Source organism: Pseudoalteromonas pernae (assembly GCF_039831865.1).
Lineage (GTDB): Bacteria > Pseudomonadota > Gammaproteobacteria > Enterobacterales > Alteromonadaceae > Pseudoalteromonas > Pseudoalteromonas pernae.
On the sequence record NZ_JBDODM010000001.1, the window covers coordinates 174856 to 198606 of the forward strand.

Consider the following 23751-nt stretch of genomic DNA (forward strand, 5'->3'; position numbering starts at 1 on the left):
ATCCCAAGTGTTGGGATACTCGATGCTAAGCAAGCATTAAAGCCGAGAGAGTGAAGCTAATAATGTTTACCATCAATTGCTGTGTATATCGCACTACATAACTGTTCAATGTCGTTCTGGCTACTGATAAATGGTGGCATTAGGTAGACAAGTTTCCCAAATGGCCTGATCCACACACCCTGTTTAACGAAGTGTTTCTGAATCTTAGCTACATCAACATTAGTGTTTAACTCAACGACGCCGATCGCACCGAGTGTTCTGACGTCAACCACTTCATCTAGACATAGACACTTTGTAAGCCCCTGTAACCATTGGTTAATATTGGACACTTGTTGCTGCCAGTCATTTTCCAGTAGCAGATTCAAACTCGCATTGGCAACTGCACAAGCTAGCGGGTTACCCATAAATGTAGGCCCGTGCATCAAAACGCCGGCTTCGCCTTCACAAATGCCTCTTGCGACTTTGTCTGTTGTTAAAGTAGCTGCGAGCGTCATATAACCACCTGTTAGCGCCTTGCCAACGCACATGATGTCTGGACTAATATCCGCATGCTCAACGGCGAATAGCTTTCCAGTGCGCCCAAAGCCGGTGGCGATTTCATCGCAAATTAATAGCACATCATAGTGGTCGCATAATTTGCGCACTGCTTTGAGGTATTCAGGGTGATAGAAGTTCATGCCACCGGCATTTTGCACGATTGGCTCGATAATAAACGCGGCTGCATCTTGATGATGCTCAGCAAAGTATGTGTTTAATTCATTCGCCTCTTGCTCATCAAACGACTCTCCAAAGCGGCTTTTTGGTTGTGACACAAAGAGCTGCTGTGGTAAAAAGCCCTGATACATGCTGTGCATCGAATTTACAGGATCGCACACACTCATCGCTGCAAAAGTATCGCCGTGGTAACCCTTTTTCGGCGTCATGATTTTGTGCTTGCGCTGATTTCCTTGGCTAAACCAATATTGAATAGCCATTTTTATCGCGACTTCAACACTCACCGAGCCCCCATCAGCAAGGAACACTTTTTCTAACGGTTCAGGTGTCAGTTCAACCAATTTTTTGCATAGATCAACGGCAGGTTTGTGCGTAATGCCGCCGAACATGACATGACTCATCTGTTGAGTTTGAGACACCAACGCATCATTGAGTTTTGGGTGGTTATAACCGTGTAATGCACTCCACCAAGATGCCATCCCGTCAATCAAAGATTCACCACCTTGAAGATGAATACGAGTGCCGCTTGCATGGGTCACGGGGTAATTTGGCAATGGCTTGGTCATCGAGGTGTAGGGATGCCAGATGTGCGCGCGATCAAATTCCACATCAATGTGATTATCTGTACAATTATTACTCATATGTAAACTTTAAACTTTGGTTTTGCGTTGACAATACTAAGGCAACTCGTAGACTGATACAAAATTTGTTTTAGTGCCCATAATAAAGAGAACTCTATGGAACAGGCCCAAATCCGTCACAACTGGACCCACGAGCAAGTCAAAGCTCTTTTCGAAATGCCATTTAACGATCTGTTGTTTAAAGCGGCGAGCATTCATAGGCAGAACTTCAATCCGAACGAAGTACAAATCTCAACTTTGTTATCGATCAAAACCGGTGCCTGCCCTGAAGACTGTAAATATTGCCCACAGTCAGGCCACTACAAAACAGATCTAGAGCGTGAACGCTTAATGGAAGTTGAAAAGGTAGTCGAGCAGGCGCGTTTGGCTAAACAAAAAGGTGCGACTCGTTTTTGTATGGGCGCAGCATGGTCAGATCCTAAAGACCGCGACATGCCATACATTGAAAAAATGGTTCGCGAAGTAAAGGAGCTTGGTTTAGAAACCTGTATGACGCTGGGAATGCTTGATAACGATAAAGCACATCAACTGCGCGATGCGGGCCTTGACTATTACAACCATAACTTAGACACATCGCCTGAGTATTATCAGCAAATCATTACTACCCGCACTTATCAAGACCGACTAGACACGCTAGACAATGTCCGTGATGCCGGCATGAAAGTGTGTTCAGGCGGTATCGTTGGTATGGGTGAGCAAGCTAAAGACCGTTACGGTTTACTTATCCAACTGGCTAACTTGCCAAAACAACCTGAAAGTGTGCCAATTAACATGCTAGTAAAGGTGAAGGGTACACCGCTTGAGAATGTGGACGATTTAGACCACTTTGAATTCATCCGCACAATTGCTGTTGCACGTATCATGATGCCGAAGAGTTACGTACGATTATCTGCGGGCCGCACGGCGATGAACGAGCAAATGCAAAGTATGTGTTTCTTCGCTGGTGCAAACTCAATTTTCTACGGTGATAAGCTGCTGACAACTGAAAACCCAGAAGCCGACGCTGATATGAACCTGATCCGCAAATTGGGAATGAACCCAGAAAAGGCGCAGGATTACTCAGATGAAGCTTATGAGGCATCGTTAAGTTCAGCGATTGCCGATAAGGCAGAATCAGAGCTATTTTACGAAGCGAAATAAATGGCCTTTGACTTTATAGATGACGTTTTAAGCCAACGCAATGCGCAACATTTGTTGCGCCAACGGGTCGTGGTCGAAAACGTCACTGGGCGCGCTATCACTGTTGCTGGCAAAGCATATTTGAACTTTGCCTCAAATGACTATCTTGCGCTCGGCGATAAGCCCTTAGCTGGACATAATGAGCGCTCTGGCTCGCATAGTTCGCCGTTGGTTACAGGTTATCACGCCAGTCATCGCGAGTTGGAAAAGCGATTTTGTGAATTGCTAGGTTACGAGGCGGCAATGTTGTTTGCCAGTGGCTTTAGCGCCAATGTGAGCGTGCTCAAAGCCTTGTTCAATGATGCCCCTGAGGGGTTTATCGTACAAGATAAGCTCAACCACGCCAGCTTGATTGACGGCGGATTGCAATCAAACGCACAAATGCAGCGTTTCAATCATAATAATATTGCTCATGTACAAGCACGATTATCTAAGTCCAAATCATGCAATAAACTGGTTGTTAGCGAAGGTGTCTTTTCAATGGATGGAGATTGTGCACCGATGCAAGAGTTGCGAGCGACCTGTGACCAACACCACGCGTGGTTTATGCTCGATGATGCTCATGGGTTTGGCGTATTAAATGAAGGGCTCGGAAGTGCTCGCGATGTGAAACCTGATATTTTAGTGCTCACATTCGGCAAAGCCATGGCGTGTAACGGCGCTATTGTGTTAGCCAAAAATAACGTGATTGATTTACTGCTACAAGCAAATCGCGATTACATTTATTCAACGGCTGTTTCACCATTGCAATGTGATGTGGTGTCACAACGACTAACCCAATTGCTTAATGCCCACCAAGAGCGTGAACATTTGGCGCAATTGATTTGCTATTTGCGTAAACAATGTGAACACGTTGGCTTGGCATTAATGGCATCCGAAACGCCCATTCAACCCTTAGTCGTTGGCGATAGTGAGAGCGCGTTGGAGATGCAACAGGCATTGCGTAAAAAAGGTATCTGGCTTAGTGCAATACGCCCACCAACGGTGGCTCAAAATACTGCACGATTGCGCATAACACTCAGTGCAGCACACACATTTGAAGATGTTGATACTTTGGTCAGTGCATTGGAGCAGTGTCGATGAGCGCAGCACTTAAATTAAGAACGCAAAACCAATTCTCCAAAGCGGCAAGCCAATATCAAGCCAATGCCCGCGTCCAAGCGTCAAGCAGCTCGATGTTGCTTGAGCGTATAGGTCAAAGAGACTTAGGTGTTTGTTTGGACTTAGGTGCAGGGCCTGGAGTCAATAGTTTTGCACTCCAAGCTAAAAGCCAGCGTTACATAGCGCTGGATTTATCAGCACAAATGCTTGCGCAAATCACACAGCGTAGTGAAAGGGTGTGCGCAGATATGGACGCATTGCCGTTCAAAGATAATGTACTAGACACCGTATTTAGTAACTTTGCGATGCAGTGGTCACAGGATATGAACAGTGCACTGGCACAGTTACATCGTGTATTGAAGCCTGGCGGAAGAGCATTTTTGGCAGTGGTTGCTGAGCACTCATTGCATGAAGTAAAACAAGCGTTTGCAAGCGTAGGGCGCACTGCGATTAATAACTTTAACTCACTGGAACAACTACAGCAGATGGCAACGAGCAGCGGTTTTACACTCGCTTGGGTAGAGCAAAAAGTATTGTTCGATTACTTTAACAGTGCCTCAGAGGCATTGAGAAGCTTATCAGCCATTGGTGCGACTAGCTCTGAGAAAAAGCAAAAGCCTATCACTAAATTAGAATATGCGGGCGTGCTTAAAGCGCTGCAACAGCAGGGCGTCGAGGTAAAACTTAGCTACAACGTCGCCTTTTTGGAATTAGTAAAATGAAACAGTTTTTTATTACGGCAACAGACACAGATGCAGGCAAAACCCATGTAACAAGCTTACTATTAAAGCTCGTTGTTCAGCATAAACGCAAAGCGCTTGGGTTTAAGCCTATTGCCGCAGGTGCAGAAGAGGCGTTTGGTCGTTTGGTTAATACTGACGCACTAACGTTAATTGAAAGTGGCAACACCAATGTGCTTTACGAGCAAGTTAACCCGTTCATCTATGCGCCGCCTATTGCTCCGCACATTGCTGCAAAGCAAGTAGGGGAAGAAGTGACAATCGCAAAACTTCACGATGCGTACGCAGATATTAAAGCAGTGGGCGCTGATGTGCTGTTGACTGAAGGTGCCGGTGGTTGGTTATTGCCAATTAATGATGCTGAGCTCATGAGCGAGTGGGTGAGCGCCGCACAAATTCCGGTAATTTTGGTTGTGGGTATGAAATTAGGATGTTTAAACCATGCATTACTCACCATGGAAGTGTTGGCGCATCAAGGCGTTCATGTTGCAGGTTGGATTGCCAACCAAGTGGACCCAGATATGCACTGCTACGAAGAAAACTTAGCGACGCTCAAAGCGCGATTGCCAGCGCCAATGTTAGCCGAAAGCCCTTATGCTGAAGGCACACCTAAGTTACGTATTCATGGTGCTTTATTGGACACATTAGGCTTGCGCTGAGCATAAATCGTTCATTGATACACACAGTTACATTTACACGTCGCACAAAACTTGAAGTAAAGGGTTTTCGCCTATATATATTCAACTACCATCTGTTGTGAATTTCTCACCATGTTGATTGTCCAATCAAATAACATGTAATACGCAGATGTTCACTTCAAGTTTTGAGTGATGCTATCCATTATGAGTCACCTTGCTGACTCCTAATGAATAATCTTACTCGATTGGAGAAATGTAGTATGAAGCGTGTAGTGCTGTTTTTATTGACCAACTTGGCAGTGATGCTGGTACTTGGTCTGGTATTGTCTATCTTGTTTGCCGTGTTCGGTATTTCATCACGAAGCATTGGCGGTATCCTCGTCATCGCAGCCGTGTTTGGCTTCGGTGGTTCATTTATTTCCCTATTCATGTCTAAGTGGATTGCAAAAAAATCTACAGGTGCCTACGTTATTGAACAAGCGCGCACTGACACTGAACAATGGTTGGTTGCAACTGTTGCTGAACAAGCACAGCAGCGCGGCATTAAAATGCCAGAAGTGGCAATTTACGATAGCCCAGAAATTAACGCCTTTGCGACGGGGCCATCAAAGAACAATTCATTAGTTGCAGTAAGTAGTGGCCTGTTACACAACATGACCAAAGATGAAGCGCAAGCTGTTCTTGCTCATGAGGTTTCGCACGTTGCTAATGGTGACATGGTGACTTTGACGCTCATTCAAGGTGTCGTAAATACCTTTGTTATCTTCCTAGCCAAGATCCTAGCCGGTATCGTGGATAATTTCTTAAATGGTGACGAGGAAGAAGGTGGCAGCTGGACTTATTTTATCTTTGATATGATTTTCCAAATCCTGTTCGGCATTTTAGCGTCAGTGATTGTTGCTTACTTCAGCCGTAAACGTGAATATGCAGCCGATAAAGGTGCAGCAGAGCTCGTTGGTGCCAATAAAATGCGCGCAGCGCTGGAGCGCTTAAAGCATAACCATGAATCTCAATTGCAAGGTTCAATGATGGCATTTGGAATTGCTTCAGGTCGCTCAATTGGCGAGTTATTCGCTTCACACCCACCTTTAGATTCGCGTATCAACGCACTTAAATAATAAAAAGGGGCCAATTGGCCCCTTTTTCAACTAGTTATTTTCTCTCGCCTGTTGGTTTGGCAATAGCTGCTCGACAATCTCTTTTGCGGAAATAGTGTACCTCACACCGCCGAACATCACGGATGTATATTCATCGATTCCAGTTATCCCGGTTAACGTCCAGCCTTCACCCCTTTGTGGGCAATAGACGGTCGTCGTAGGCGGCACCATGATGTGTTGCTCTTGCATATTATTACCCTGTTAAGACTTGTATAACTTGCTAGTTTAAGGCAATAATTCCGCAAACTAAATACCCACTTCATATGTTCATGAATGTCGAGCCCAAGTCGGACTTACAGCTCCGTTTAATAAATCATAAAGATGCGCAAGCAATATTTGATTTATTGTCTTTAGCCCAAGTAGCACAGTTCAATGATTATTTTATGCCGCGCGAAAAAGCCGACGCTCGCGAGTTGATCCAGGGCGATATGGAGATGCAGTTTGAACAAACAGGTTGTCGTCTCGGGATTATTCTCCACACTAAGCTCATCGGCACTGTCGGTTTGTATAACATACACGAAGGTGGTGCTGAACTTGGCTTCGAGCTCCATCCGGATTTTTGGGGGCTGGGGTATATGCAATGCGCTGTAAAAATATTAATGAGTACCTATCACCAATATGTAGATACTGACTTGGTAAGCTTAAACGCTCGTGTGCATGAGCAGAACAGGCGTTGCGGCAGAACCTTACGATCATTAGGTTTTATACAAACAAGTAATACTCAATGGACTAAATCTCTGTAACGTACAACATCCTGATATTTGTGAAAATAAATATATTGGGTACAATGCAACCTAAGTATATAAAAGGGATTTTGTTATGAAACGTCCGATGTTTTTGTTGTCCGTGTTACTTATAATCAGTAACAGTGCGCTTGGTCAGCCTGCACCTAAGCTACCTATAGAAAGTTATGCAAATTTACCGCGTTTTAGTATGGCTGACTTGTCACCGTCCAGTGAGCGGATTCTTTTTCGCATGGTCGAAGATGACAAGGATTATCTGATCATAAAAAACTTGGCTGATAACAAGGTTATTGGTGGAGTTAATCTCGGCGATATTAACCCAAGTAGTGCTTTTTTCATCGACGAAGACAGGGTTGTCCTACAGGTTTATCAACATAAACGCTTACATGGCTATCGTGGACGTCACAATGTAAGTACCGCATTTATTTACCACGTAAAGACCAATAACGTCGTTCAACTTTTGGTTCCAGGTAAAGGCATTTTCCTAGGGCAAACAGGTCTAGGTAAGATTGTTGGCATCTCCGCTGATAAGCAATTTGCTTTTATGCCCGCTTATACGGGCGAAAAGCATGTAGATACGCCCCCTTACTCACTTATGCGCGTCCCGTTAGATACCCAAAAATCACCGCGCCCTCGACTGTGGAAAAGGGGTAACAACCATGTTACCGATTACTTCGTTGATGAACAGGGCGAATTGCTTGCGGTTGAGAGTTACGACAATAAAGCGGACTTGCATGTAGTTAGTTCCTATATCAGCGGTGAGAAGGTTGATATTTTTAAAGAAACCACAGGTCTATTGACGAAAAATTTTGTTGGTTTAACGCCAGATAAAGACGCATTAGTGATGCTCAGAAGTGATGAGCACAATGGAGATAGCTACTATAAAATGTCACTGACAGATGGTTCGGTCTCTGATCCTTTGTTTGTTAAAGAAAACAAAGAGATAGATAGAGTTCTTATGGACTCAGAGCGCGTCGTGTATGGCGTTGAATATGCGGGATTTAAACCAAGCTATGCCTTTTTTGATAAGCGTATAGAGAGCTTATTCGACGCGCTGCAAGAGAAAATGCCAAATAACAGCTTTGACATTCTTGACCACTCAGCAGATTGGGAGAAGATTCTGTTACGCGTAGAGGGAGAGTCAGCACCAGCAGATTATTACCTGTATACCAAAGAGGGATTTCAGTTCTTAGCCAGTGCTAGGCCAAACATAGATCCAGCCTACGTCAATCCAGTCGTTGAAACCTCTTTTGCAGCTGCAGACGGTTTGACGATTCCAACGCTTATTACCCACCCAGTAGGGCATGAGTTAACAACTAAAAAGCTACCGACGATTGTTATGCCACATGGGGGGCCGCAATCACATGACAAAAATGGTTTTGATTGGCTGGCCCAGTTTTTTGCCAACCGCGGTTACCTAGTCATTCAGCCTCAATTTCGCGGCTCTTCAGGCTTTGGCAATGAATTTATCGCTAAAGGCTACGGCCAATGGGGGCGAAAAATGCAAAGTGACCTAGATGATGCTTTGCACGCTTTTATTGCTAAACAATATGTAGATGAAAACCGCGTTTGTATGTTTGGTTGGAGTTATGGAGGCTATGCGGCACTCACGGCCTCTGTTACTGCCCCCCAATTGTATAAATGTATTATTGCTATCAATGGTGTGAGCGACTTAGAAGATATGCTTCGCTCCGAACGAATGGACCATGGTAGCGACCATTGGGTGGTGAATTACTGGAATTTGGCGATGCGCAACGGCGATGCCAACGATGATATACTCAAACAGTTTTCACCAATTAATTTCGTCGATAAGGTGCAAGCGCCCGTTTTGATCATTGCCGGTGACATTGACAAAGTTGTGCCTGTAAGCCAATCAAGGGACATGGTCGATGAACTCAAAGCAGCGAAAAAAGATGTGACTTATTTGGAGTTGGAAGGTGAGGGGCACTCTATCTTGAACAGTAATAAAAGCCGCCTAACAACACTCACGGCAATTGAAACATTTCTCGCTAAACATCTCTAGTGATAAGGTGGCGGGGTTTTCCCGCCATCACAACAAGGCCAGTTTTGAGCTTAAGCGACTCACGAGCTGAGAAGTTTTTACCCCATCACTGTTAAGCCCTTCTAACAGAGTCATGAAATAACAATCAATCATCGCTGCTGCGCGCACTTCATCATAACGTTCACAGCCACTGAACAACGACGTCTTTAACTCTTCCATTTGCGCACTAAAGAAATCTGCTTGCCAAATAAGCCCTTGAAGTAACGTTTTACTAAATTCAACATGTTGCAAATAGAAATCGTAGAGGTGTTGCGCATAGTGGCGCATTTTCAGTTTAGGTTGTGCGAATTCGTCAGTTCTTTTTGCTTGTGCGATAACATCTGTCAGTTGCTCTAGCATCAGCTCTCTTAGTAACTGCTCTTTATTTTCAAAGTGAGAAAACAAAGTGCCATTGCCAATATTGGCGTGGGTCGCTATGTCACGAGTTGAGGTGGCAGCATAACCTTTTGCTAAAAACAAGGTCCAGGCACTTTCCAGAATTCGTCCTCGAGTCGCGAGCTTTTTTGGTGATTGTGGTGTACTCAAGGATACTCCATAAATAGCTTGTTGAGCGCGCTCATATTTTTATCGAGCGCGCTCATTATTTCTTTTGAAAAAATAAAATTATAAAAATCAATAACTAACGTGGCTGTGATTTTACCTGTTATCACGGCTGTTGTTTATTATTGTTAGCTATAGTTATATCTTAAGGTGTTTACCTAGGGCAACCTTGATGTACCACTTGGTACGTATTTTCTACCCTTTGAGTGTTTAAAGCCAAGATGGACGTGCAACACGCCAATGTACTAATACGATGAAATGTCAGTACAATTGCCGCTAAATGGTCATGGATATTTTCGTCATGACTATGTGCTTCTTGACATGCTTTTTCATCCACTTTTTTGTATAATGCGCGGCAAATTTGTTGCCATATACAAATGTGGCGATGGTTTTTGCGTACACCCTGAGGCGATATTGCTTCGCGCAAAGACATTTAATTACGTATCGTTTATACCCGAGGAGTAGCAATGAAAGTAGGTATCATCATGGGGTCTAAGTCTGACTGGCCCACAATGCAACACGCAGCGGACATGTTAGACAAATTTGGTGTTGAATATGAAACCAAGGTTGTTTCTGCACACCGAACTCCTCAATTGCTTGCTGATTATGCTTCTTCTGCAGCCGAGCGCGGCATTAAAGTCATTATCGCCGGAGCGGGTGGTGCAGCGCACCTACCAGGTATGGCGGCTGCCTTCACATCTTTGCCTGTGCTCGGTGTGCCTGTTAAGTCTAAAGCACTTAATGGTGTTGATTCTTTATTATCAATCTGCCAGATGCCAAAGGGTGTTGCGGTAGGTACGCTTGCAATTGGTGACCCAGGTGCAGCCAACGCAGGTTTACTTGCGGCGCAAATTTTGGGTTGTCAGCAACCTGAACTATTGGCAAAAATTGACGCATTCCGAAAAGAACAAACTGAGACTGTTCTAGCCAATCCGAATCCAGCTGAATAAGGGCTGCAGTGAAATGAAAATGTTAGTGTTAGGTGCAGGTCAATTAGCGCGCATGATGGCGTTGGCAGGTACTCCGCTTGATATTCATATTTGTGCTTATGATGTTGGCACAAAACAAGTTGTTCATCCTGTGACAGGTGAAGTGTATGCGCTGAGTCTAGAGCAGGCTATTGCGCAGAGCGATAAAATCACGGCAGAATTCGAGCACATTCCTGCGGATGTTTTGGCATTGTGTGAACAAAGCGGCAAATTCTTCCCTGGTAAACAAGCCATTGAATGTGGCGGCGACCGTGCTAAAGAGAAGGCATTACTGGAAAAAGCAGGCGTGCCAAGCGCACCTTACGTGCTGGTTACCGAGCGAAGTCACTTTGACAGTGCAATCGAAAAACTTGGCTTACCTCTGGTGATTAAAACCTGTCAGGCCGGTTACGATGGTAAAGGTCAGTGGCGTCTAAAAGATGTTGCTGATGCCGATGGTATATGGGCCGAAATGGCCGAGTTTTTAGCCAAAGATGAAGCGCACAGTATTATCTGCGAAAAAATGATTCCATTTGACCGCGAAGTGTCTGTGATTGGCGCACGTGACCATCAAGGTAACGTTGCTATCTACCCAGTGACAGAAAATGAGCACACCAATGGCGTGTTAACTTTGTCGATTGCTGGTGTTGTTGCTCAGAGCATTCAACAACAAGCCATTGATGCTTACACAAAACTTGCCAATGAGCTTGAGTATGTAGGTGTGCTAGCGATTGAATTCTTTGACGTTGATGGTCAGTTGTTAGTCAATGAGATAGCGCCACGTGTGCATAACTCAGGTCACTGGACTCAGCAGGGTGCGTACTGTTGTCAATTCGAAAATCATGTGCGTGCGGTAGCGGGTTTGCCATTAGGCAACACTGAGTTGTTGCAGCCCAGTGCCATGATCAACGTGTTGGGTCAAGCTGCGATTCCAAATGCAGTTTTGCAAACTGCCCAGGTGCGTAGTCATTGGTACGGTAAAGGTGTTAAGCCGGGTCGTAAAATGGGCCACATAAATGTCAGTGCGCCAACTATGCATACATTAGGCGAACGTTTGTCTGAACTAACCGAGGTGTTAGCTGAAGAAGACTATCCAGGCGTCGATGCCTGTGCCAAGCGTCTGATTTTGAATTAACGCCCAATATAATGAAAGCCGAGCATTGCTCGGCTTTTTTAATGCCCATCCGTTTTCAATAAATAATATAAATTCATAATCTTACCTGTTATCTTATTGAGTTCAGGAATCATGTGCTTAATATGGAAAAAGTATGAATCGAGTTTCTCTTTTGGCAGCTGCGTCGTCTTTTACTTTAATTCTGGCTGCCAGTGGGTGCACCAATGTTGACATTGACGAGCAGGTCAGTGCGCAATCGTATCCAACTATCCGTGTGGCGACATTTAATGTCAGTATGGATGGCTCTAATTACGATCAAAACTTCACATCCTTGGAGTCGTCGCCATTGCCACTGTTATTAGCTCAAGGTGAACACCCACAAATTCATAATATAGCCACGATTATTCAGCAGGTTAGGCCCGATGTAATACTTTTAAATGAATTTGATTACACCGAAAACTGGCGTGAAAATGTCGCTCTTTTTCAACGCAATTACCTCGGTGTAGCGCACGGCGACTTGCAACCCATTGAGTACACTTACAGCTACAGCGCTCCGGTAAACACGGGTGTACCGAGTGAATTTGATTTTGACGGTGATGGCAAAAAGACGGCAAAGGCGGGTGACGCCTATGGCTTCGGGTTTTATCCTGGTCAATATGGCATGGTATTGCTAAGTCGATACAAAATTGACGAAGCGTCAGTGCGCAGCTTTATGCATCTCAAATGGCATACCCAGCAAGGGAGCAAAATGCCCATGCTTGATGGTCAGCCCTTCTATGATCAACAAACCTGGCAGGCTGCGAGACTGAGCTCTAAGTCTTTTTGGGATATCCCTATTGATGTAAATGGCAACAAAGTGCACGTATTGGCTTCACATCCGACACCGCCTGTTTTCGATGGCCCTGAAGATAGAAATGGGCTGCGAAATTTTGCAGAAATAAAATTGCTCGCAGACTATATCTCAGCGCAGTCGCCTGCCTATGTCATCGATGATAAAGGTCAGCAAGGGGGGATTGAGCAAAATTCTCGCTTTATAATTGTTGGTGATTTAAATGCAGCCCCACAAGGCGAAAAAGCGCGCCCTGAGGCGATTAATCAGGTGTTACATCACGAAGCAGTAAACGCCAGTCTTATCCCTGCAAGCAAAGGCGCTGCGCACAGTGAAGATACCTCTTATGCAAAGTACTACACGGCAAGTTGGCGCGCTCGTGCTGATTATGTTCTTCCCTCCAAAGCTGGGTTATTGCCTGTGGCGGGTGGAGTGTATTGGCCCCACGATAATGAAGCGGGTTATCAGTTGGTTAGTGATAGAAAGTTATCTTCCGACCATAGATTAGTGTGGATGGATTTAAAAATATTGAAAATCGACTGAACTAAACTGGTTAAAAAATGGTCTACAAGATAATGAAACAGGCTCGTAGCTTGTTTTATTGCTAGCGCAGAGTTTTGGTCAGCATCCTTGCTGACCTTTTTTTATTCCCACCTACCTCGCTTTGTGCGAGTTTTGTCTAAAAAGATTGTCAATTCTCTGGGGATTTTGCTTAAATCCAAGCACCTTGGATTTAAAATTCTAATACTATGTTCCATAAATCTTTACTGGCAGCGACTATCGCGTCGAGTTTTTTATTGTCTGGTTGTAAAAGTACAACACAAGAGTCTGTATCTGCACCTGTAGCGAACACACCGTCGCAACCTGAACAAGTCGTGCAAACACCGGTTAAACCGGGCAGCACTGCTATTACACTTGAACAAGCGATGGCAGATCCGGATTGGATAGGTAATCAACCTGAAAACGCATTTTGGGCTGGCGATTCCAGTGCAGTTATTTTCAATCAAAAGCAACAAGGTACAGTACTGCGAGATAGCTTTGTTCAACAGCTCAAAGCTGATAGTGCATCGCAAGTGGAACTCAAAGACTTACATACACTCGGTGACGCCGATGCCGTATTTAGCCGAGATAAGCGCCTGCAAGCGTATGAGTTCGAGGGAGATATCTTCCTTAAAAACCTTACCAATAACACCTTAATTCAGATTACCAAGACTTCTGCATTTGAGTCATCGCCGCAGTTTTTAAATGACAATTCATTGGTTTACCGCGTCGGCAACGTGTTTATGCACGTTGACTTACAAACCTCGTTGCACAGTGAGTTAGTTAATCTTAAGTTGGAAGATAAACCAGTAAAGATTGAAGACCCGAAGTCGTATATCGCTAAAGAGCAACACAAGCTCATCGATTACGTCGCATTGCAACACAAGAATAAACAAGACAAAGTAAATCGCCAGCAGGCGCTCAACGATGCGAATTCGGCAATGGTTGATGCTAATGTTTACCTAGGTGATAACAAGCGTCTAGTTGACGCGCAGCTTTCTCCAGATGGGACGAAACTGATTGTCGCATTGACTGACACACGCAGTTGGCGCAGTGACAGCGACATCATGCCTAATTACATTACTGATGACGCTACTATCGCTTCTGTGCCGGCACGCCGCCGTGTTGCAGACGCAAAACCTCAAGAAACAGAATTGGTTTACATCGACCTAGAAAGTAAACAAAAGAGTACACTGACATATAACACCTTGCCGGGCTGGGACGAAGACGTGCTTGCTGCAGTTAAAGCAGAAAACTATGCCCGTGAAGGTAAGACCTACAAGTCACAGAAGAAGCGCCGCGAAATCAACTTAATGATGGATTGGGGTTGGGATCAAAGTGCCATCGTTTGGAACAACACAGGTAGCCAAGTTGCCGTAATGCTTGAGGCATGGGATAACAAAGATCGCTGGATTGCGACTGTTGATTTCGCCGCTAAAAAATTGGTTAACCAACATCGCCTACATGATGATGCTTGGGTAAATTACACATTCAATGATTTCGGTTGGTTAAACAATAAAGATACTCTCTATTACCTTTCTGAAGAGTCTGGCTACAGCCATATCTACACTAAGCCACTCAATGGTAAAGCGACGCAGCGTACCAAAGGGCAGTTTGAAGTTTCAAATCTGACTTTGTCTGCGGACGACAACTACCTTTATTACAAAGCCAACCAAAAGCATCCGGGAGTCTACGAGGTATATCGATTAAACCTTGAGAATTCGCAAGTTGAAGCTTTAACTGATCTCAATGGCATGACCGATTATGTACTTAGTCCAGATGAGAGCAAGGTGTTGCTAACGCACTCTACCGTGATGACGCCACCTGAGCTTTTTGTTATCGATGCTACGCCAAACAGTGAAGTAACACAGCTCACTCATACTGTGTCAGACCAATTCGTTGCAACTAAGTTAGTCGCGCCGAAAATCGTTGCTGTGCCTTCAAGTCATGGTGAACAATCTGTTTATGCCAAAGTGTATTACCCGACGGACTACCAAGAAGGTGAAACAGGCAAAAACCGCAAAGCTGTGATATTCAACCACGGTGCCGGTTACTTACAAAACTCACACTTTGGCTGGTCAGGCTATTTCCGTGAGTTTATGTTCCATTCGTTGCTCGCTAGCGAAGGCTATGTAGTAATGGATATGGACTACCGCGCATCGAAAGGTTACGGCCGTGATTGGCGTACCGCAATTTACCGTCAGATGGGCACGCCTGAGACTCAGGATTTAGTTGATGGTGTGAAATGGATGGCCGAAAACGCGAACGTTGATGTTAAGCGCGTTGGCACTTATGGTGGTTCATACGGTGGCTTCATGACCTTTATGGCATTGTTCACTGAGCCAGAGCTTTTCCAAGCAGGTGCTGCACTTCGTCCGGTAAGTGATTGGGCTCATTATAATGCGCCTTACACGTCAAACATCTTAAATCACCCAGATGTAGACCCAATTGCGTATGAGCGCAGTTCACCAATTTATTTCGCGGAAGGTTTGAACAAGCGACTATTAATCAACGCCCCTATGGTAGATGACAATGTATTCTTCCAAGACGTAGTGCGATTAGTTCAACGCTTTATTGAGCTTGAGAAAGAAAACTTTGAAACAGCGATATTCCCAGTGGAACCACACGGTTTCGTACAACCATCAAGTTGGCTGGATGAATACCGCCGTATTTACAAGTTGTTTGAAGAAACGCTGTAATTCATCGAGTATAAAAAACCCAAGCTTAATGCTTGGGTTTTTTATTTAATAAGAACTCAATTGCGGCAATGGCGAAGCCACTTAACATCCCAAACAAATGTGCCTCTATCGCTACACGCGATTCAATCAATTGTTCCAAGTCAGCGCTAGCACCAATAAACTGCTCATACCCAACTTTGCCAAGTACCCCAATCAAAAGCAGATAACCCGTTTTCTCTTTGTCCTGAATGTCCTTGATAGCACCATAAGCTAGTAGGCCATGTAAGGTGCCACTAAGTCCGACATATATATCGATGTTATCGCTGAAGATGAAAATGAGTCCAGTGCAGGCAAACGACATGGTAACTAGGTAGAGCCAATACTTGGTTACATTAAAAAAGTGGTGATGCAATAACCATAGAGCGCCTACACCGGCCATATTCATTAATAAGTGGGCATAATTACTGTGAACGAAATTACTAGTAAGAATGCGATACCATTGCCCGTCGATAATTGCACTTCTATCAAAACGTAAATCAATGTTAAAGTGCAAGAGCATGATTAGAGTGCATAAAATAATGAGTAATAACGGGGCTAACAGGGTTTTTCTTTTTGTTATTATTGCCAACATGGTGAACCGAATACAGAAACTTTGCTTTGCATATTGTGCCCGTTTAACTTTAAGATGCCAAACAAACAAAGACAAATAAGCAGTGAGTAATGACATTCTCTAAACCATTTTTATCTCTAGCTATCACTCTTCTGCTAAGCACCGGCTGCTCAGCAACAACCTCAACAACTACTCAAACACAAGTTCTCCCAGATAGAGAGCCTGAAGCAACTACCGCTATCGTTGCTAAGAAGCAAATCGTCGGTGAGCGTTATATGGTTGCAGCCGCGAATCCTTATGCTGTGAGAGCAGGGGAAGCAATTCTTGCCAAAGGTGGCAGTGCAATCGATGCTGCAATCGCTGTACAACTTGTGTTAACGCTTGTAGAGCCGCAATCATCAGGTGTAGGTGGCGGTGCCTTTATTCTTCATTACGATAAACAACACAAGAATCTGACTACCTTCGACGGGCGGGAAACCGCACCGGCGTTAGCTACTCCTGAATTGTTCCTAGATGGCAATGGTAAAGCAGTGCGTTGGATTGATGCCGTGGTTGGTGGTCGTTCTGTGGGCGTACCTGGGGTGATGAAAGCGATGGCAGACGCACATCAGCGCTACGGGACCTTAGCGTGGAGTGAGCTATTTAGCGATGCCATTAAACTTGCGGACGAAGGGTTTAAAGTATCACCACGTCTTCATAATTTAATATCGCGTCGGATTAATCCTGGCGTGGAATTAATGCCAGCCGCTAAGCAATATTTTTTCCCTGGCGGCGAAGCGCTAGCTATCGGCACTATCAAAAAGAATCCTGAGCTAGCCAACTTGTATCGCAAAGTCGCTAAAGAGGGCGTGGACGCTTTTTATAGCGGTGAAAACGCCAAAGCGATTGCCAAAGCTGTGCAAAGCAGCCCTATAGCACCTGGTTTGTTGAACGAGGCTGATATCAATGGATATCAAGCAAAAGAGCGAGCACCAATATGTGTTGGCTACCACGCATACCGTGTGTGTTCGATGGCACCACCAAGCAGCGGTGGAATGGCTGTATTGCAAATTCTCAAGCTGCTTGAAGACAAGGACATGGGGAAGTATGAGGCCAACGACCCTCAGGCACTGCACTATTTTACGCAGGCTTCTCGACTGGCATTTGCCGACCGCGAAGTATTTATGGCCGATCCAGATTTCCAACCTGTGCCGACTCAGGCCTTGCTAGAAAGCCAGTATTTAGACCGCCGAAAAAAACTAATCGGCGATACTGATAGCAAGCAACACCATGGCAACCCGGTAACGGGGGTTGCGTATGCTAAAGACGACGCCTTTGAGCTTCCGAATACGAGTCACATATCGATTGTTGATGCACACGGCAATGCGGTGTCGATGACCACTTCAATTGAAATGGCCTTTGGTTCAACGGTAATGGCCAACGGCTACTTACTGAATAACCAACTTACTGACTTTGCCCTCACACCGAAGCGGGACGGTAAATACGTGCTTAACCGAGTGGAGGGAGGTAAACGTCCTCGTAGTTCAATGTCACCAGTGATGGTTTTCAATGAAGATGGTTCATTACGTCTGGTTATTGGTTCACCGGGCGGCAGTCGTATCATTAACTATGTCGCACAAAGTATTATTGGCGTATTGGATTGGGGCATGACAGCGCAAGATGCCATTAATATGCCGCGGATCACCAACCGTAATGATAAAACAACGTTAGAACAAGGGACGCCACTTGCTGAGCTTAAAGCCCAATTCGAGCGTCGTGGCCACACGGTACACATCGGCGATTTAAATTCCGGTATCCATGCGGTAGAAATCATTGACGGTAAACTATACGGTGCCGCTGACCCTCGTCGTGAAGGTATCGCGCTAGGTCAATAGCAGTGCGCTAAATGTTAATGTGTTTTCAGGGGCTTGTTGTTTATTTGCAAACAAGCCCTAAATCCTACAAAGATTGGTCCTACTTGCCGATTTCGGTTTGCATTTTAATACTAAGCAGCAATAATATCAGGCAATTGTATTCTGCGCTTAGTAGGCATCATGACTGATAAATCATCTGCAAAAGAAAACCACACATCTGATCCAAATTATCTTTATATTCCTTACTCTGGTCCGACCTTACTAGAAACTCCGCTATTAAATAAAGGCAGTGCGTTCACACAAAGAGAACGTGAAAACTTTAATTTAGCAGGTTTACTTCCTCCTCGTTTTGAAACAATTGAGGAACAGGTTGAGCGCTGTTACCAGCAGTATTCAAGCTTCAGAGATAATCTGAACAAGCACATTTACCTTCGTGCAATTCAAGATAATAACGAGACACTTTATTATCGTCTTGTTCGTGATCACATCGACGAAATGATGCCAATCATTTATACCCCGACGGTGGGAGATGCGTGTGAGCAATTCTCAGATATTTATCGTAGCTCTCGTGGTCTATTTATCTCTTATGCCGACAGACACAACATCGATGATATTCTGCGCAATGCCACAAAAGGCAAAGTAAAAGTTATCGTAGTGACTGATGGTGAACGTATTCTCGGCCTTGGCGACCAAGGTATTGGCGGAATGGGCATTCCAATCGGTAAATTATCGCTCTATACCGCTTGTGGTGGCATCAGCCCAGCATATACATTGCCTGTGATGCTAGATGTCGGTACCAACAATGAAAAATTGCTGAACGACCCAATGTACATGGGGGCGCGTCATCCACGTATTGGCCAAGAAGAATACGATGAGTTCCTAGATCTATTTATCAAAGCAGTTAAACGCCGTTGGCCAAATGTGATGTTGCAATTTGAAGACTTCGCCCAGCCTAACGCTATGCCACTATTGAAGCGTTACCGCGACGAAATCTGTAGCTTCAACGATGATATTCAAGGAACTGCAGCGGTTACCGTAGGTACTTTACTGGCCGCATGTCGCGTCAAAGGCACAAAATTGAGCGAGCAAAAAGTGGTGTTTGTGGGCGCAGGTTCAGCGGGTTGTGGTATCGCTGAGCAGGTGATCAGCCAAATGGTTGCCGAAGGTATCAGTGATGCACAAGCTCGTAGTCAGATTTTCATGGTTGACCGTTTCGGCTTACTGAGTGAAGGTATGGAAGGTTTACGTGACTTCCAGCAAGCGTTAGTACAATCAACAGACGCACTTTCTCAATGGACTTACAGCGGTGATTACCCATCATTACTAGATGTGATGCACTGTGCAGAGCCGGGTATTTTAATCGGCGTTTCTGGTCAACCAGGATTGTTCACGGAGCAAGTTGTTCGCACAATGTCTGAAAACTGTGAACAGCCAATCATCTTCCCGCTGTCTAACCCATCGAAGCAGGTTGAAGCGCATCCTCAGGATGTGATCAACTGGTCAAATGGTAAAGCTATTATCGCTACAGGTAGCCCATTCGGAAAAGTATGCTTTGATGACCAAGAATTTGTTATTCCTCAATGCAACAACAGTTATATCTTCCCAGGCATTGGCCTAGGTGTTATTGCAATTAAAGCGAAACGCATTACTGATGAAATGCTCATGGCTGCAAGTGAAACTCTTGCTTCAAGTTCGCCACTGGCAAATGAAGGCAAGGGCAGCTTGCTTCCTCCTTTAACCCAAATTGAAGCGCTATCTAAGCGTATCGCCTTTGCGGTTGCTAAAGTAGCGATTGAGCAAGGGGAAGCGCTGGAAGTGAGCGACGAAGACATCATTAAAGCGATCGATAAAAACTACTGGTTACCTGAATATCGTAATTACAAACGTGTCAGTATCTAACCTGTAGTCGATTATATAAACGCCGCACCTAGTTGCGGCGTTTTGCGTTAAAGGAAAGGTAAAGCAAGACCAAATACAGTGCCTTTTGCATTGGCTTTATTGATAATGATAGTAAGTAGATATGCAACGTGTTGTAAATGCACCATGTTGTCAGGGAGTACAGTGAATTTTGAATTGGCAGCAACTAGTTGATAACCGACAGCGGTTCTTTTGGGTTCTGCAAATAGCTGGATGGATTGGCTACGCACTGGTTAACTACATAGGGTCCAAGGTATTCGAAATGCGTAATATTTACGTATTCGTGATCTTGTTGAACGCCTACGCAGGCTGTTTGATGACCGTGCCTTTGCGGTATTTATACCGTAGGGTTTGGAATGCCAGCCCTTGGGTGTTAGTCCTTGTCGTGTTTGGTGTTTCCTACTTAACCGGCACACTGTGGTCTGTGGTTAAAAAGTTTAACTTCTGGGAGATTTACCGCCATGGTTATCGTCCAGATGAGTGGTTCTATTACTTTGAGCAAGGGCTTGATTCCGTTTATATCATTCTGTGTTGGAGTGGTTTGTATTTCGGTATTAAGTATTACCAATTGCTGCAAGGTGAGCGCCAAAAAGCATTGAAAGCGAACACGATGGCGCATGAAGCAAAGCTAAAGATGTTGCGCTATCAATTAAATCCGCACTTTTTGTTCAATACACTTAATGCCATTTCTACGCTGATCTTGGTGGAAGAGAACAAAGATGCGAACAAAATGCTGTCAAGATTGAGTGATTTCTTACGCTACACACTCAATACGGATCCAATAAGAAAAGTGCCATTAGAACAAGAATTACACGCACTTAGCTTGTATTTGGACATCGAAAGAGTGCGTTTTGATGACAGATTAACAGTCGATATGCAGATCAGTGACGAAGCGCGCCAAGCTTTGGTACCAAGTTTGATTTTGCAGCCATTGATTGAGAACTCATTAAAGTACGCAATCGCTCAGATGACGCAGGGTGGAGAGATTAAAATAAACGCCCAAGTGTTCGCCAAAGAACTGTTATTGGAAGTCAGTGACAACGGCCCTGGAGCCGAACTTAAAAATGGGCAATTAGCACATGCGTCAGGTGTTGGCTTAGCCAATACCAAAGATAGGCTAAAGACCCTTTACGAGAACAATTATTCATTTGTATTATCAGGGAATACGCCGACTGGTTTAACGGTCAATATTCGTATCCCTTTTGAGAAGGCTGTAACAGAATGAATACTATAAAAACCATTATCGTTGATGACGAGTCATTAGCGCGCAAAGGCTTGGCGGTGCGACTAGAGCAACTTGATGAAATTGAGTTGGTTAGTCAATTCGCTCAAGGTAGTGACGCGGTGGCTTTATGTCAGGAGCAACAAATTGATTTGGTGTTTTTAGATATTCAGATGCCGGGTATGAATGGCTTTGAGGTTGCAGATGCATTAACGCATTTACCTGCGTCTCATCAGCCACTCGTGGTTTTTGTTACCGCCTTTGATCGCTATGCCGTGCAGGCGTTTGAAGTACATGCATTAGACTATGTACTCAAACCTGTGGACGACGACAGACTAAAACAGGCGGTGGAAAAAGTGCAATCACATTTAAAAACACAACAAGATAATGCTCACAAGAAGAAGTTGGCCAGTTTTGTTGCTGGTATCACAGGCAACAATTGTGAGGAAATCCTTAAAAAGCTTGCTTCAGGTGATAGTTTAGAAACAAAGAAATACCCTGAGTCGCTTGCCGTTAAAGAACAAGGTGAGATTATTCGTGTGCCAACCAACACGATTCAGTGGGTTGACGCTGCTGGGGACTACATGTGTTTACATTGCAGTGACGGCCAGACGCACATTCTTCGCAAAACGATGAAAGAATTAGAGCGCGAATTAGACCCGAGCCTTTTTGTGCGAGTTCATCGCAGTGCCATTGTCAATTCAAAGCAAATTAGCAAACTGGTAACGCAAGTAAGTGGCGAGTATTTGTTAGTGCTAGGTAACGGTCAGGAATTAAAAGTTAGCCGCAGTTACCGTGACAAGGTGAAAGCCGCATTGGCAAATTAAGAAGCAGTATTTAGAAATGTATCATGTTTAAGAACGAGGCCAAGTGCCTCGTTTTTTTATTTCCCATTTAAACTTAACCTATGTCGGGTAACTGTCGGGGTAAATTCGCCGACGACAATGCTAAGATGTATCTATTCTCCTAAATCATTGAAATGCAGGCAGTAGGCACAGTATGGATTTAAAAAACTTACGGTTGAGTCGACGACTATCGCAAGAACAACTTGCTCAGATGTCTGGGTTAAATGTCCGCACCATCCAGCGCATCGAAAGCGGGGCGAATGCGAGTATCGAGTCTCAAAAGTGTCTAGCTGCAGCACTGAACATTGACATCGATACTTTAAATAAGGAGAAATTTATGCTCGATAAACACTGCGATAATTATCAAGCGTTACCGATATTTATCAAACTATGGTTTGCCTTTAACTTTTTGCAATTGCGCTCGGTTAGAAAAACAGCAGTTAGGATTGAGTGTGTTAGTCATCTATTTGGATATGGATTTTGTTTGCTTGGATTTTTTAACGAAGCGGCACTCGCAGGAGGGATTATTATGTTGACCACAGGCTACTTGTTCACTCTGTTGAAATACCAAGGTGATAAATACCAACTTTGGTATGGAGAACATTAATATATCCGTTACAGTTTCATGAGAGATCGAAAGCTAGGCTTTCGACCTCTGATGGCTTACAAGCGATATTCTTTGAGCTTGGCAACGAAATCGATGTTACGTGCGTGGGTATCAGATGTATCGGCTAACTTGGTTGTTTTTACTTGCCCGTTCTCTACACCTATCATGATTCCAGTATGGCCTAACTTCACGTGTTTTACCGCTTCAATCCCTAACTGGGTCGCGAGGATCCTGTCGCCTGCAACAGGGGCACCTCCACGCTGGACGTAGCCTAATATAGCGCTTCTACTATCAACGCCAGTATGGGTTTTAAGTTGTTCAGCGAGTTCTTGTGCACTAATACTCAGTGAGTGCTCTGCCATCACTAATACGTAACTGTGTGCGGCGTCGTTTGCTAGCGACAGCGCGACATCTTCCTTTAGCTTATCAAGAAACAGCTGTTCATCATCAATGAGTTCTTTGCATATGATTTGCTCAGCACCGCTGGCTAGTCCTGCTTCCATTGCGATAATACCGCAGTCTCGTCCCATCACTTCGACTACAAAGGTGCGCTCAAATGCTTGTGCTGTATCGCGAATTTTATCGATGCAGCCAAGCGCTGTGTCGATAGCGGTGTAAAAGCCGATGGTAGCGTCGGTGCCGTTAATATCATTATCGATAGTACCTGGAATGCCGATGATTTGTCCGGACCAATGCTTTGCTAGGGCTTCAGCGCCTTTAAAACTGCCATCTCCACCAATGACAATAAGTGAGTCTACATGACATTTACGTAGACTATTCGCTGCTTGCAATAAGCCTGATTCGGTATGCATAGCAGGGCAGCGGGCTGATTTTATAATAGTGCCACCACGATGAATGATGTCATTTACATGGCGGGTTGTGAGTTCGGTGTAGTGTTCGTCAATCAAGCCGTTATAGCCACAGTAGTAGCCAATTACTTGAAAATTACACTTCAGTGCTTTGAGTGTGATTGCGCGAATGGCGGGATTCATTCCGGGGGCGTCGCCCCCGGAAGTGATAATTGCGATACGTTTTTGTTTAGACATAAGTCTT

General features: G+C 44.6%; 22 protein-coding genes. 16 read left to right on the forward strand and 6 right to left on the reverse strand.

Annotated features, from left to right (window positions below; translation table 11 throughout):
* Nucleotides 1-56: 56 nt before the first annotated feature.
* Nucleotides 57-1355 carry an adenosylmethionine--8-amino-7-oxononanoate transaminase gene (gene bioA, locus V1358_RS00765; RefSeq protein WP_347392281.1) on the reverse strand — a complete coding sequence of 433 codons (1299 nt, stop codon included), beginning with the start codon at nucleotides 1353-1355 and terminating at the stop codon, nucleotides 57-59.
* A 96-nt stretch (nucleotides 1356-1451) separates the two neighbouring features.
* Here bioA and bioB point away from each other — a divergent pair, with 96 nt between their 5' ends.
* From bioB to htpX, 5 genes are all read left to right on the forward strand, one after another.
* Nucleotides 1452-2495, forward strand: a complete 1044-nt coding sequence (gene bioB / locus V1358_RS00770) for a biotin synthase BioB (protein ID WP_347389442.1) — start codon at nucleotides 1452-1454, stop codon at nucleotides 2493-2495.
* Nucleotides 2496-3617, forward strand: a complete 1122-nt coding sequence (locus tag V1358_RS00775; protein WP_347392282.1) for an aminotransferase class I/II-fold pyridoxal phosphate-dependent enzyme — start codon at nucleotides 2496-2498, stop codon at nucleotides 3615-3617.
* On the forward strand, nucleotides 3614-4357 hold the full coding sequence (locus tag V1358_RS00780) for a methyltransferase domain-containing protein (RefSeq protein ID WP_347389440.1): 744 nt from the start codon (nucleotides 3614-3616) through the stop codon (nucleotides 4355-4357). Before V1358_RS00775 ends, V1358_RS00780 begins: the two co-directional genes overlap by 4 nt.
* Nucleotides 4354-5034, forward strand: a complete 681-nt coding sequence (bioD, locus tag V1358_RS00785) for a dethiobiotin synthase (protein ID WP_347389439.1) — start codon at nucleotides 4354-4356, stop codon at nucleotides 5032-5034. Before V1358_RS00780 ends, bioD begins: the two co-directional genes overlap by 4 nt.
* 239 nt (nucleotides 5035-5273) lie before the next feature.
* Nucleotides 5274-6131: a protease HtpX gene (htpX, locus tag V1358_RS00790; protein ID WP_347389438.1), complete on the forward strand. Its 858-nt coding sequence runs from the start codon at nucleotides 5274-5276 to the stop codon at nucleotides 6129-6131.
* A 30-nt stretch (nucleotides 6132-6161) separates the two neighbouring features.
* Here htpX and V1358_RS00795 read toward each other — a convergent pair whose 3' ends face one another.
* Entirely contained in the window at nucleotides 6162-6359 is a 198-nt protein-coding gene (locus V1358_RS00795; RefSeq protein ID WP_347389437.1) for a hypothetical protein, read from the reverse strand.
* A gap of 74 nt (nucleotides 6360-6433) precedes the next feature.
* On the opposite strand from V1358_RS00795, the gene V1358_RS00800 reads away from it, so the two are divergent.
* Entirely contained in the window at nucleotides 6434-6913 is a 480-nt protein-coding gene (locus V1358_RS00800) for a GNAT family N-acetyltransferase (RefSeq protein ID WP_347392283.1), read from the forward strand.
* Nucleotides 6914-6989: 76 nt separating this feature from the next.
* Nucleotides 6990-8936 carry an alpha/beta hydrolase family protein gene (locus tag V1358_RS00805; RefSeq protein WP_347392284.1) on the forward strand — a complete coding sequence of 649 codons (1947 nt, stop codon included), beginning with the start codon at nucleotides 6990-6992 and terminating at the stop codon, nucleotides 8934-8936.
* Nucleotides 8937-8963: 27 nt separating this feature from the next.
* Here the strand turns inward: V1358_RS00805 and V1358_RS00810 are convergent, their stop codons facing one another.
* On the reverse strand, nucleotides 8964-9500 hold the full coding sequence (locus V1358_RS00810; protein ID WP_347389434.1) for a TetR/AcrR family transcriptional regulator: 537 nt from the start codon (nucleotides 9498-9500) through the stop codon (nucleotides 8964-8966).
* Between the two features lie 482 nt (nucleotides 9501-9982).
* Here V1358_RS00810 and purE point away from each other — a divergent pair, with 482 nt between their 5' ends.
* The 4 genes from purE to V1358_RS00830 all read left to right on the forward strand — a co-directional run bounded on the left by purE (nucleotide 9983) and on the right by V1358_RS00830 (nucleotide 15665).
* A complete protein-coding gene (purE, locus tag V1358_RS00815; protein WP_347389433.1) occupies nucleotides 9983-10465 on the forward strand; it encodes a 5-(carboxyamino)imidazole ribonucleotide mutase in 483 nt (160 codons plus the stop codon).
* Between the two features lie 13 nt (nucleotides 10466-10478).
* Nucleotides 10479-11618, forward strand: coding sequence for a 5-(carboxyamino)imidazole ribonucleotide synthase (locus V1358_RS00820; RefSeq protein WP_347392285.1), 1140 nt, complete (start codon nucleotides 10479-10481; stop codon nucleotides 11616-11618).
* A 133-nt stretch (nucleotides 11619-11751) separates the two neighbouring features.
* Complete coding sequence (locus V1358_RS00825) at nucleotides 11752-12969, forward strand: endonuclease/exonuclease/phosphatase family protein (RefSeq protein WP_347392286.1); 1218 nt, start codon at nucleotides 11752-11754, stop codon at nucleotides 12967-12969.
* Nucleotides 12970-13175: 206 nt separating this feature from the next.
* The gene (locus tag V1358_RS00830) at nucleotides 13176-15665 is read left to right on the forward strand and encodes a S9 family peptidase (protein WP_347392287.1); all 2490 of its coding nucleotides are present in this window, start codon (nucleotides 13176-13178) and stop codon (nucleotides 15663-15665) included.
* 25 nt (nucleotides 15666-15690) lie between these two features.
* On the opposite strand, the gene rrtA is transcribed toward V1358_RS00830, so the two are convergent.
* The gene (gene rrtA, locus V1358_RS00835) at nucleotides 15691-16203 is read right to left on the reverse strand and encodes a rhombosortase (protein ID WP_347392288.1); all 513 of its coding nucleotides are present in this window, start codon (nucleotides 16201-16203) and stop codon (nucleotides 15691-15693) included.
* A 161-nt stretch (nucleotides 16204-16364) separates the two neighbouring features.
* On the opposite strand from rrtA, the gene ggt reads away from it, so the two are divergent.
* A complete protein-coding gene (gene ggt / locus V1358_RS00840; RefSeq protein ID WP_347392289.1) occupies nucleotides 16365-18128 on the forward strand; it encodes a gamma-glutamyltransferase in 1764 nt (587 codons plus the stop codon).
* A gap of 159 nt (nucleotides 18129-18287) precedes the next feature.
* Nucleotides 18288-20006 carry an NAD-dependent malic enzyme gene (locus V1358_RS00845; RefSeq protein ID WP_347392290.1) on the forward strand — a complete coding sequence of 573 codons (1719 nt, stop codon included), beginning with the start codon at nucleotides 18288-18290 and terminating at the stop codon, nucleotides 20004-20006.
* 47 nt (nucleotides 20007-20053) lie between these two features.
* Here V1358_RS00845 and V1358_RS00850 read toward each other — a convergent pair whose 3' ends face one another.
* On the reverse strand, nucleotides 20054-20254 hold the full coding sequence (locus V1358_RS00850; protein WP_347392699.1) for a hypothetical protein: 201 nt from the start codon (nucleotides 20252-20254) through the stop codon (nucleotides 20054-20056).
* On the opposite strand from V1358_RS00850, the gene V1358_RS00855 reads away from it, so the two are divergent.
* The 3 genes from V1358_RS00855 to V1358_RS00865 all read left to right on the forward strand — a co-directional run bounded on the left by V1358_RS00855 (nucleotide 20176) and on the right by V1358_RS00865 (nucleotide 22698).
* Nucleotides 20176-21249: a sensor histidine kinase gene (locus V1358_RS00855; protein WP_347389426.1), complete on the forward strand. Its 1074-nt coding sequence runs from the start codon at nucleotides 20176-20178 to the stop codon at nucleotides 21247-21249. The two genes, V1358_RS00850 and V1358_RS00855, sit on opposite strands and share 79 nt — an antisense overlap.
* Nucleotides 21246-22073, forward strand: coding sequence for a LytR/AlgR family response regulator transcription factor (locus V1358_RS00860; RefSeq protein WP_347389425.1), 828 nt, complete (start codon nucleotides 21246-21248; stop codon nucleotides 22071-22073). Before V1358_RS00855 ends, V1358_RS00860 begins: the two co-directional genes overlap by 4 nt.
* 172 nt (nucleotides 22074-22245) lie before the next feature.
* Nucleotides 22246-22698, forward strand: coding sequence for a helix-turn-helix domain-containing protein (locus V1358_RS00865; protein WP_347389424.1), 453 nt, complete (start codon nucleotides 22246-22248; stop codon nucleotides 22696-22698).
* 56 nt (nucleotides 22699-22754) lie between these two features.
* Here V1358_RS00865 and V1358_RS00870 read toward each other — a convergent pair whose 3' ends face one another.
* A complete protein-coding gene (locus V1358_RS00870; protein WP_347392291.1) occupies nucleotides 22755-23744 on the reverse strand; it encodes an ATP-dependent 6-phosphofructokinase in 990 nt (329 codons plus the stop codon).
* Nucleotides 23745-23751: the final 7 nt, after the last annotated feature.